This is a genomic window from Acidobacteriota bacterium (assembly GCA_033549365.1).
Classification (GTDB): domain Bacteria; phylum Acidobacteriota; class Aminicenantia; order Aminicenantales; family Saccharicenantaceae; genus JAWSUF01.
In genome coordinates this window covers 1-9,881 of record JAWSUF010000025.1, presented here as the reverse complement: position 1 = coordinate 9,881, position 9,881 = coordinate 1, and the positions used below count along the sequence as shown (strand labels likewise).

10 protein-coding genes are annotated in these 9,881 nt (G+C 57.4%); 4 read left to right on the top strand and 6 right to left on the bottom strand.

Features of this window, described 5'->3' with window-relative positions; genetic code table 11:
- The coding region (locus SCM96_15425) for a hypothetical protein (protein ID MDW7762016.1) at nucleotides 1-201 on the bottom strand (201 nt) is incomplete at its 3' end.
- Nucleotides 198-437 (bottom strand): DUF5372 family protein, encoded by a 240-nt coding sequence (locus tag SCM96_15420; GenBank protein ID MDW7762015.1) that lies wholly within the window; start codon nucleotides 435-437, stop codon nucleotides 198-200. The genes SCM96_15420 and SCM96_15425, both read right to left, overlap by 4 nt.
- 44 nt (nucleotides 438-481) lie before the next feature.
- On the opposite strand from SCM96_15420, the gene SCM96_15415 reads away from it, so the two are divergent.
- The 4 genes from SCM96_15415 to SCM96_15400 all read left to right on the top strand — a co-directional run bounded on the left by SCM96_15415 (nucleotide 482) and on the right by SCM96_15400 (nucleotide 2,849).
- Nucleotides 482-1,273, top strand: coding sequence for a hypothetical protein (locus tag SCM96_15415; protein ID MDW7762014.1), 792 nt, complete (start codon nucleotides 482-484; stop codon nucleotides 1,271-1,273).
- Nucleotides 1,274-1,310: 37 nt separating this feature from the next.
- The gene (gene istB / locus SCM96_15410; GenBank protein MDW7762013.1) at nucleotides 1,311-2,069 is read left to right on the top strand and encodes an IS21-like element helper ATPase IstB; all 759 of its coding nucleotides are present in this window, start codon (nucleotides 1,311-1,313) and stop codon (nucleotides 2,067-2,069) included.
- A gap of 163 nt (nucleotides 2,070-2,232) precedes the next feature.
- Nucleotides 2,233-2,475 carry a ribbon-helix-helix protein, CopG family gene (locus tag SCM96_15405; protein MDW7762012.1) on the top strand — a complete coding sequence of 81 codons (243 nt, stop codon included), beginning with the start codon at nucleotides 2,233-2,235 and terminating at the stop codon, nucleotides 2,473-2,475.
- Nucleotides 2,457-2,849, top strand: coding sequence for a PIN domain-containing protein (locus SCM96_15400; protein ID MDW7762011.1), 393 nt, complete (start codon nucleotides 2,457-2,459; stop codon nucleotides 2,847-2,849). Before SCM96_15405 ends, SCM96_15400 begins: the two co-directional genes overlap by 19 nt.
- Before the next feature lie 19 nt (nucleotides 2,850-2,868).
- Here the strand turns inward: SCM96_15400 and SCM96_15395 are convergent, their stop codons facing one another.
- The 4 genes from SCM96_15395 to SCM96_15380 all read right to left on the bottom strand — a co-directional run bounded on the left by SCM96_15395 (nucleotide 2,869) and on the right by SCM96_15380 (nucleotide 9,723).
- A complete protein-coding gene (locus SCM96_15395) occupies nucleotides 2,869-3,729 on the bottom strand; it encodes a thiamine pyrophosphate-dependent enzyme (protein ID MDW7762010.1) in 861 nt (286 codons plus the stop codon).
- Nucleotides 3,726-5,438 carry a 2-oxoacid:acceptor oxidoreductase subunit alpha gene (locus SCM96_15390; GenBank protein MDW7762009.1) on the bottom strand — a complete coding sequence of 571 codons (1,713 nt, stop codon included), beginning with the start codon at nucleotides 5,436-5,438 and terminating at the stop codon, nucleotides 3,726-3,728. The genes SCM96_15395 and SCM96_15390 overlap by 4 nt, the downstream gene beginning before the upstream one ends.
- Before the next feature lie 49 nt (nucleotides 5,439-5,487).
- The gene (locus SCM96_15385) at nucleotides 5,488-6,555 is read right to left on the bottom strand and encodes a virulence RhuM family protein (protein ID MDW7762008.1); all 1,068 of its coding nucleotides are present in this window, start codon (nucleotides 6,553-6,555) and stop codon (nucleotides 5,488-5,490) included.
- 144 nt (nucleotides 6,556-6,699) lie between these two features.
- The gene (locus SCM96_15380) at nucleotides 6,700-9,723 is read right to left on the bottom strand and encodes a type I restriction endonuclease subunit R (protein MDW7762007.1); all 3,024 of its coding nucleotides are present in this window, start codon (nucleotides 9,721-9,723) and stop codon (nucleotides 6,700-6,702) included.
- Nucleotides 9,724-9,881 lie beyond the last annotated feature (158 nt).

Below are 9,881 nucleotides of genomic sequence, written 5' to 3'. Positions count from 1 at the left end.
CATGAGTGTCATTATATTTATATACATATATCCTGCCGTTGTCAAGTCCTTTATCCAATTTATTGATAGGATTATCAACATTATAAAGTCATTAAAACCCACCCTCAGGGCATTCAAAGCCAGGGCCGTATGGATGTATTTATCTTGACATAATGGACGGAATTTCGTTGACACCATGCTGAAGGCCAAAGCCGCCCTCATCTCAAGCCTCCAGAAACCAAACGGGCCAGTTCGATCAGGTCCCTCACCCGGAAAAACGAGCGACCGGCGCCGAGGCTGATGTAGGGATCCTCGACCGCCAAATCCGTCCAGCCGACAGGAATAGACCAATGTGTTCCTTCGGTAAGCTCGATGGTTACCCGATCCTCTCCCCAAAGCGATTTACGAACGACCATCCGCAACGGCCGGCCTCTCAGGGGGTGGAACGGGTGAACGATCCGAATATATTGCGATCCTGCTGTATCATCTGCATTCGACAGCCTTGAACAAAGCGAAAGTCGAGACAGCGGTGAAAATCGTGGAGATGCTTCTGGCGCGCCTGCGGAAGCGTCAGTTCTTCGGCATCGAGGAGATCAACACAGCTCTCCGTCCGATGCTCGAAGAGCTCAACGAGCGGGTGATGGATCACTTGGGAAAGAGCCGCCGACAACTCTTTGAGGAACTGGACGTGCCGGCCTTGCGTCCGCTGCCGGCCGAACCGTTCGAGCCGGCCGAGTGGATTCGGGCCCGGGTGAACATCGACTACCATGTCGAATATGCCAAGCACTACTACAGCGTCCCGTACCGCTATCTCCGCAAGAAGGTCGAGGTGCGAGCCACAGCCCGGACGGTCGAGGTCTTTTACAGGGGAGAACGGATCGCTTCTCATCTCCGTGAAGACCGTCCCTACCACTATTCAACCCTGCCCGAACACCGTCCGGAGTCTCATCGGGCTTTCCTCGAATGGACTCCGGACCGGTTGGTCCAGTGGGCTGAGCGAACCGGTCCGTCCGCCTCGACGATGGTCCGCCGGATCATCGAGAGACGGCCGCATCCGGAACAGGGTTATCGCGCCTCGCTCGGTCTGATCCGCCTGGGGACGCGTTACGGCGACGAGCGGCTCGAGGCGGCCTGCCGAAGGGCTCTGGCCTTCGAGCTCGTCTCCTACCGTGCGGTGCGGAATATCTTGGAGTCCGGAATGGACCGGCTGAAGATCGAGACCATCCCGATCAAACCGGAAAAACCGCACACCAACCTCCGCGGCCCCCGCTATTATTCGGGAGGAGATCAATGACAATCGGGAACAGCCCTTTTTCGGGAAAGGTCGGAAGATGTTAGTCCAGCCACTCCTCGACAAGCTCGGTTCTCTCAAACTTGCCGGGATGCGGGAGGGTCTTCGGGAACAGATGGAAAACACCGCCTACCGCAAACTCTCTTTCGAGGAGCGCTTCGGTTTGCTTCTGGATAAGGAATGGTCGCTCCGTCAGACGCGGAAACAGACGCGCCGAGTGCGGATGGCCCGCTTCCGCGAGGACGCGGCGATCGAGGACTTCGACTTCTCAGGCTCTCGCGGCCTGGAGCGATCGCAGGTTCTGGCTCTCGCCGAGGATGATTGGATCCGACGACGGCTGAACGCCATCATCACCGGTCCGACCGGGGCCGGAAAAACTTTTTTGGCCTGCGCGCTGGGCCGATCGGCTTGCCGGAACGGCGTATCCGTCCGCTACTTTCCGCTCTCGAAGCTCCTTCAGAAAATCACCCGTGCCCGAGTCGACGGCTCCTGGCCGAAGTTCCTGGACACCCTGACCAAAATCCAGCTCCTGGTCATCGATGACTGGTTGCGGAACCCCCTGACGGAGTCCCAAACCCCGGATCTTTTGGAAATCCTCGAAGATCGATACGGTCGGGCCTCGACCCTGCTGGCCACTCAAATCCCCGTTGCGGACTGGCACGATCGTCTGGGAAACGCCACCCTTGCCGACGCGGTCATGGACCGCATCATTCACAATGCCTATCGGCTGGATCTTCAGGGAGAATCCATGCGAAAACGCCGTTCTCCCTTGACTCATTCCGGCCACAAAGACGTATAATGATCATCCAGCGTCGCTACGCTCCGATCCGTGGCCATTTTGAACCGGAATCAGTGGCCGGATTGACCGGAATGTACAAGCATGAGAAATATGCCTCCTCTGCCGACTTGACATGATATCACCTTGCTGATATATATATGGTAAGGTGATCAGGATGACTCGCATGACCCGAACAATCATTTCTCTGCCTGAAGACGACAAGAAATGGCTCGACGCCTACGCCGGGCGGCAGAGAATATCGAGCGCGGAGGTCATCCGCCGGGCCATCTGCGAATACCGCGCGAAAAAATCTCAGAAAGATCTGGCCGCGGTTCTCCGGGAAACGGCCGGATCGTGGTCGTCGATCAGCGGCGACAGCCGGGATTACATTGACGCCGTCAGGCGGGAATGGGAACGCAAACCTTGAGGCCGGTCTATCTTCTGGATTCCGTAATCCTCATCGACCACCTCCGGGGTATCGGCCCGGCGACGAAATGGCTGAAGAAACTCCGTGAGGGCGAGGCTGTGCTTTCCGTGATCACGCGAGCCGAGGTCCTCAGCAGGGGTACGGCGGACGAACAGGCGGCGGCCCATGAGCTTTGCACACAGTTCGTATGCCTGCCTCTTACTGAGAGCGACGCCACCAAGGCCGCCGAGCTGCGGAGAAAGCACGGCTGGCGGCTGCCGGATGCTTTCCAGGCCTCGTGCGCCATTCGGAACGGGATGAAGCTCGTGACGCGCGACGCGCGGGCCTTCGATGCCAAAAAGCACCCCTTCGTGCTCATCCCCTATTCTCTGTAGTCTGCAGAAAAGACGCGCCCTAAACCTTCGTCTTCATCAATTCCCGGAGCTTCTCCCCTCTCTCCAGGCTCCGGAACGGAAGCGGCTCGCCGCCCTCCGCATACAACCCCACGTTCTCCTCGAAGGTCGGCTTTTCGTTGACGTAGATGACGCCGAGCGGGAAGGGATCGGTCTCGATGGCCCGGGCGAAGGCGGCGGCGCGGTCGCGCGGGTCGTGATCGTCGCCGAGTGCGCGGGTGTTCTCCTTGAACCACTGCAGGGTGTTCGTCTTGTTGAAGGAGACGCAGGGCTGGAAGACGTCGATGAGGGCGAAGCCCTTATGGCGGACGGCCTGCTTGATGATCTCCGCCATCCCGTCGATGTCGCCGCTGAAAGCGCGGGCGACGAACGAGGCGTCCATGGCCACGGCCAGGGCGATGGGGTTGATCGGCTCCTCGAACACGCCGCCGACCTGGACGGGCGTCCGGAAGCCCATGCGGCTCGTCGGCGAGGCCTGGCCCTTGGTCAGCCCGTAGACCATGTTGTCATGAACGATGCAGGCGATGTCGGGGTTGCGGCGGATGGCATGGAGCATGTGGTTTCCGCCCTCGCCGTACATGTCGCCGTCACCGCTTTCGCAGATCACGGTGAGCTTGGGGTTCGCCGCCTTGATGGCCGTCGCCGGAGGCAGCGCCCGGCCGTGAAGGCCGTTGAAGAAGTTCGTCCGCAGGTAATGCGGGATCTTGGCCGCCTGCCCGATCCCGGAGACCATGACGAGGTCTTTCGGGTCGATTTCGAGTTCGGCCAGAGCTTTCTTGAGGGCCTTGAGGATCAGGAAGTTGCCGCAGCCCGGGCACCAGGCGATATCGATCCCGGGGATGTCATAGGTTTCGGGCTTCACTGCAGCGCCTCCCTGTCGAGGACTTCGCGGAGCCTTTCGGCCGTCTCATCCGCCGCAAAGGGCAGCCCGTCGCAGCGCAGGATGCGGGCGGACATTTCCGCGCCGGCGTAAAGGTGGAGCAGGCGCCCGAACTGCGCGGTCGCGTTGCCCTCGACGAGGATGCGCCGCTTGGCCCGGGCCAGCAGAAACTCCGCCGAGGGGTGGAGCGGCCAGACCTGGGAGAAGTGGAGCTGGGCGACGTCTTTCCGGCCGATTGCGGCCAGGGCTTCGCGCACGGGGTTTCGCGTCGATCCCCAGGTGACGACGAGGACGCGCGCACCGGGCTCGCCGATATACTCCGGCGGGATCGCCTCCCGCAGGATGCCGTCGGCCTTCCGCAGCCGCTTGACGACCATCTTCGTCCGAAGCTCCAGATCCTCGGTGATGTGGGCCTCCTCGTCGTGCTCGTCGGAGTCGACACCCACGAGCCCCTCGCCGTATCCGGGGATGCCGCGGGGCGAGATGCCGTCGAGCGACAGGGCGTAGCGCTTGTATCCGGCCTCGGTCTTGTGGATGCGGCGCACGGCCTCGACGGCCGCCGGGTCGAAGGGCGGCGTGTCGGCGTAGGAGTCCATGAGGAACTGGTCGGTGAGCAGGATGACCGGCACCTGGTGCTTGTCGGCGAGGTCGAAGGCCTTGCCCGCAAGAAGGAAGGCCTCCTCGCGTGTCCCCGGCGCAAGCAGAATCCTCGGGAACTCGCCGTGTCCCGAATAGAGGGCGAACTCCAGGTCGCCCTGCTCGGTCCGGGTGGGAAGCCCGGTGGCCGGCCCGGGGCGCTGGGCCAGGTGGATGACGAGCGGCGATTCGATGATGCCGGCCAGGCTCAGCCCCTCGACCATGAGGGCGAACCCGCCACCCGAGGTTGTGACGATGGCCCGGGCTCCGGCGTACCAGGCTCCGAGAGCCATGTTGACGGCGCTGATTTCGTCCTCGGCCTGCTCGACGACGAGGCCAAAGGACGCGGCCTGTCCGGCGAGGAAGGTCATGACGCCGGTCGAAGGCGACATCGGATAGGACGAGAGGAAATCGCAGCCGCCGGCCAGGGCGCCGAGGGCGACGGCCTCGGCCCCTGTGACGACGATCCGTCCGGAGACTTCGGGATCGGGCTCGAGGGCGAAGCCGCCGCTCCCCTCTTCCCGAAGCTTCCGGCCGAACTCGAGTCCGCGCGATGCGGCCTGTTTGTTTTTCTTGACGATCTCCTCGCCCTTTTTGGCGATGGCCTTGCCGACGAGCTCGATGAAGGCTTTGTCGTCCATCCCGAGAAGCCCGGCCACGGCCCCCGCGGCGGCGACCGTGGCGAAGATCTTGCCCCCGGCCTCTTTGGCGATTGCGGCGAACGGCGCCTCGACGTGCGTCCCGCAGCGGCATTCGGCGAGGTGATCGGCGTCGCCGATGACAATCGTTTCGGTAGAGATGCGCTTGGCCAGATGATTGAGCGCCCCCTTGTGCAGGGGCACGCAGATGTCGATCGCCTTGAGCGGCGCGTTTACGGCCCGGGAGGAGACGCGGATGTCGGTCGAGTTGCTGCCCCCGCGGATCCGGGACATGTACTCCTTGGTCGCGAAGACGTGACAGCCGGCCTGCTTGAAGGCCCGGACGAGGAGCGCCTCCGCGGTCTGGACTCCCTGCCCCGCCTCCCCGCAGAAAACAACGTTCACATCATCTTTCATTAACAATATTTATAGCATATGGGGGGAGGTGGGGCAAGGTGGGAAAGTGCTAATCAATCCGTTTTTTCTTGCTTATGGCTGTCTTCTTCTTGATCTTCGATTCCAGCACCTTGGCTGATGCCCGCAGATCGTCCAAGTAACGCGCTTCGGCCTCTTGTTCCGCCTCCAGTCTCCGTCTACCGGCAAAAGCATCGTACTGTACGTCGGCCCAGGCAAGCGCATCCTCGCGACTTACCGAACCCGCATGCATGAGCACCGGCAGCTCGGTGTCCCTCAGGAACTTGTCGAGAAAAACCCCCCAATCTTTTATCCTGATGTCTTGCCGGCGCCTGGCTCGGAACTCGGCCTGATCCAAGAACATCACCACAATACGGTTGAGGGTATCTATTTCTATCTCGATCAGGTAATTTTTCGCTGTCGCTACATCGCGCTTCATAACACGGCGCCCGCTCCATGAGGTTAGCCCCATATTGGCCTTTCCCGAATCGGCGCGCCGCCGGACAATCTCGGCGGCCGTCAGGCCTGTGGCTGCATAGTGCATCTTGTTCTGCATAACTGCGAAGAAAGCCAACGTCTCTTCCTCGCCTTCCCGGTAGTCGGAAGCGAGAGCGAAAATTTCACGGATGCGCTGGTAGACGCGTTTTTCGCTGGCCCGGATCTCACGAATACGGGCAAGCAATTCATCAAAGTAATCCGCCAGTTGGTCTCTCCCCTTGAGGCGCTCGTCGTCGAGCGTGAAGCCCTTTATAATGTACTCTCTCAGGCGCTGGGTCGCCCAGATGCGGAAGTGGGTCCCGCGGATACTGTTGACCCTATAGCCGACTGAGATAATTGCGTCGAGGTTGTAGAAGAGTGTCTCGTACTGCTTGCCGTCGGCGGCAGTTGTAAAGGATTTCTTTACAACTGAATCATGATGTAACTCCCCCTCCGCAAAGATATTCTTGAGGTGCTGACCGATATTCTGCTTCGTCGTCTGAAACAGTGCGGCCATCATGTTTTGTGTCAGCCAGACCGTCTCATTTTCCAGTCGGACCTGGAGCTGTGTTTTACCGTCATCGGTCTGGTAGATGATGATTTCGGAGCGTTGTTCATTTGGACCATCCGGAACATTTTTCATGGCCTAAGGTCTCCTCTTTGATATCGCTCCCGAAGATGCATGATCATACACTCTACCAAGTCAAACTCCTCAACAGCTTGCCTATATCGCCATCCTCATCTTCATCATGAATACAAATAAAAGCATAAACGACAGACACCCGAATTATGCGTTTGAACTTACTTGTTTGCTGGAAACCTCATATGTCAAACCAAAAACCGTATCCGTCAGCCACCGCTTGAAAGATTCATTGTCCTGAAATTGCTTGAACAGTTCCATATCATCCTTCACAAAGGCTGTCATAACACGCGCGAGGGCTTTGTCGTGTTCAATGCGGGCATTCTGCTTATCCGAGTTCTTCTTGGCATTCTGGTATGCAATGTCTGCCTCGACACGCTTTGGAATCTCCTCCGTGATCATTTTGTTGATTCGGTCTGTGTCCGTCCATGGGATATTTCCGAACTGGTCGTTAAAAGCCTTGATGATGTTCGAGAGTCGATCGAGCTCCGGTTCGGGGATATGACCGCCCCCGCTTGTAGGAACTGGGCCGATCTCTCCGTCCTCATCAGGAATTTGGATACTTACGACCGACCGCTTCTCTACCCTGTAGCTGTCCATGTCGATCGCTTCAAGGATGCCCCTGGACAAATCCTCTTCGACAGGCGCCGGCAGTTTGGGAACAAGAAAAGTTAAAAAAATCGAGAGTTTTTCCCATCCCATATTTGTATAGGGCAGAATAGAGGATAAAAAACCATAGGTTCGGAGAAAGGCCTTGGCCTTACCCTTGAAATCCACCTGCCCGTCCTCGTCAAGTTGTTCCTTGTATCCGGCCACACATGCGTCGAGGATGGGGTCAAGGCGGTCACGGTCCGCACCTCCGAGATACAGCTCGGCAAATTGATCCACTTGGGCATCCGAATAAACCTGATAGCCGTCAAGACCCGCCTTCAGATCATGCAGTTTGTCTGGATCGGTTTCCTCGGAGAGGATCGTTGTTCGGTAGTAGTCGGCGAAAGAATCGCGGATCGTGTCCGTATCATTCATGAAGTCGAGCACAAAAACATCGTGTTTTTTCGGATGCGCCCGATTGAGACGCGAGAGGGTTTGTACCGCTTTAATTCCGGAGAGTACCTTGTCCACGTACATGGTATGCAGAAGTGGTTCATCGTAACCCGTCTGGAACTTATCAGCACAGACAAGAAATCTGTAGGGATCCTGCTGGATCTTGTCGGCTATCTGATTCGATGGGAAGCCATTGATCGATGTCTCTGTAACGTTAACGCCCCCGAATTCGTGTTCGCCTGAGAATGCGACAATGGCTTTATACTGGCTTTTGCGTTCACTGAGGTAATCGCGGATCGCGTGATAGTAATGAAGCGCCCGTTCGATGCCGCTTGTCACCACCATGGCCCTTGCCTGGCCGCCGATCTTGTTGAGGGCCGACACCTGTTCGTGGAAATGGTCCACCATGATCTCGGCTTTGAGCCGTATTGCATGCTCGTGGTTTTCGACGTAGCGGCGAAGCTTCTTTTTGGCCCGCTTGGTATCGAATTCCGGATCACTTTCGATCTTTTTGATCAGTTTGTAGTAGCTTTCAACAGGCGTGTAATGTCTCAGCACATCAAGGATGAATCCCTCCTGGATGGCCTGCTTCATGGTATAAGAATGAAACGGGCGATGCCGAACAATACCGTCAACCTGAGGTTCCGGATCGCCGAATATTTCCAAGGTCTTGTTTTTTGGTGTCGCAGTGAAGGCAAAATAGGCGGCATTCGGAAGCATTTTTTTGGCTTCCATAATGCGGTTGATTTGGTCTTCAAATGTCTCGTCTTCCCCCCCGGCCCCGGCCGCCGATAGCACCATGGACATCGCTGCCTGGGTGCGCCCGCCCTGGCTTGAATGAGCCTCATCGATGATGATGGCAAATTGCCGTCCCCGGTGCTCGCTTCCGATCTCATCAAGAATAAAGGGGAATTTTTGCACTGTAGAAATGATGATCTTTTTTCCCTCGGCAATAAATTTCCTTAGATCGCCGGAGCGTTCGGCATGACCCATCGTTGCACCTACCTGCGCGAATTGCTTGATCGTATCGCGGATTTGCTGGTCGAGGATGATACGATCGGTGACAACAATAATCGAATCGAAAACAACTCGATCGTCTTTCCTAAGACCGATTAGTTGATGCGCCAGCCAAGCAATGGAGTTCGATTTGCCGCTTCCCGCAGAGTGTTGGATGAGATAGCGTCGGCCTGCGCCGTTCATCGTCGCGTCTGCAAGCAGACGCCTCACCACATCAAGCTGATGGAACCGTGGCCAGACCTGCACCGCTTTCTTGCGCCCGGTTTTTTCATCCTTGGTCAGAACGATTTGGGCATAGTTCTCCAGGATATCGGTCAAGCCGTTGCGCGTGAGGATATGCTTCCAGAGAAAATCGGTCTTCAGGCCGTTGGGGTTGGGCGGATTGCCCGCACCGTCTTTCCAGCCCTGATTGAAAGGCAGAAACCACGAAGCTTTCCCTTTGAGATGGGTGCAGAAACGCACCTCGTGATCATCGACGGCAAAGTGGACAACACAGCGGCCGAACTCAAACAGCTTTTCGCGCGGATCCCGATCACGCCGGTATTGTTGCACCGCATCTTCAACCGTCTGTTTGGTGAGGCTGTTTTTCAGTTCGAACGTTGCAATCGGCAAGCCGTTGATGAAAAGGCCGAGATCAAGTGCAAGCTGTGTCTCATCCCGGCTGTAACGCAGTTGGCGTGTGACGCTGAATCGATTGGCAGCATACCTTTCGCCTGCCTTGACATTGCCCGGAGATGGAGTTCCATAGAAAAGATCGATGTGGTGCGGCCCGTGCTTTAGTCCATGACGCAAGACATCAATGGTGCCGCGTTTCGTGATCTCGCCTTGGAGACGAGCCAGAAACTTGCGCCGCGTCTGCCCGTCGTGATCGATATCGAGGGCTTCTGCGACTTCAGCCTGAGTATCATGCAGGAAGCCGGCAAGCTTTACCAGATCGACGCAGTATTCTCGGTCATAGTCTTCGGCTGTTCCACAGACCCAGCCGAGACCATAGATTGAGGGTCGTTCCTGCACTTCGCTGTCCGGGTCGGCTCCCGGATCACATGCGGAACCCGTTAGCGTCTTGCAGATTAACCTTTCAAGCCCCCGCTCGCTGGTGTCGGTGGTCATAGGGCCTCACTCCAACCTGAGCCAATCAAGTACCCATCAAACAACGCAATTTCTGACAAGTAACTGATATTGATAGGATTAGAGATATAATCCGATTTTGTGTATGAAAGGAAAAGGAAAGAGCGTATCCTATGTTGGATTTTCCAATTCAACATGGA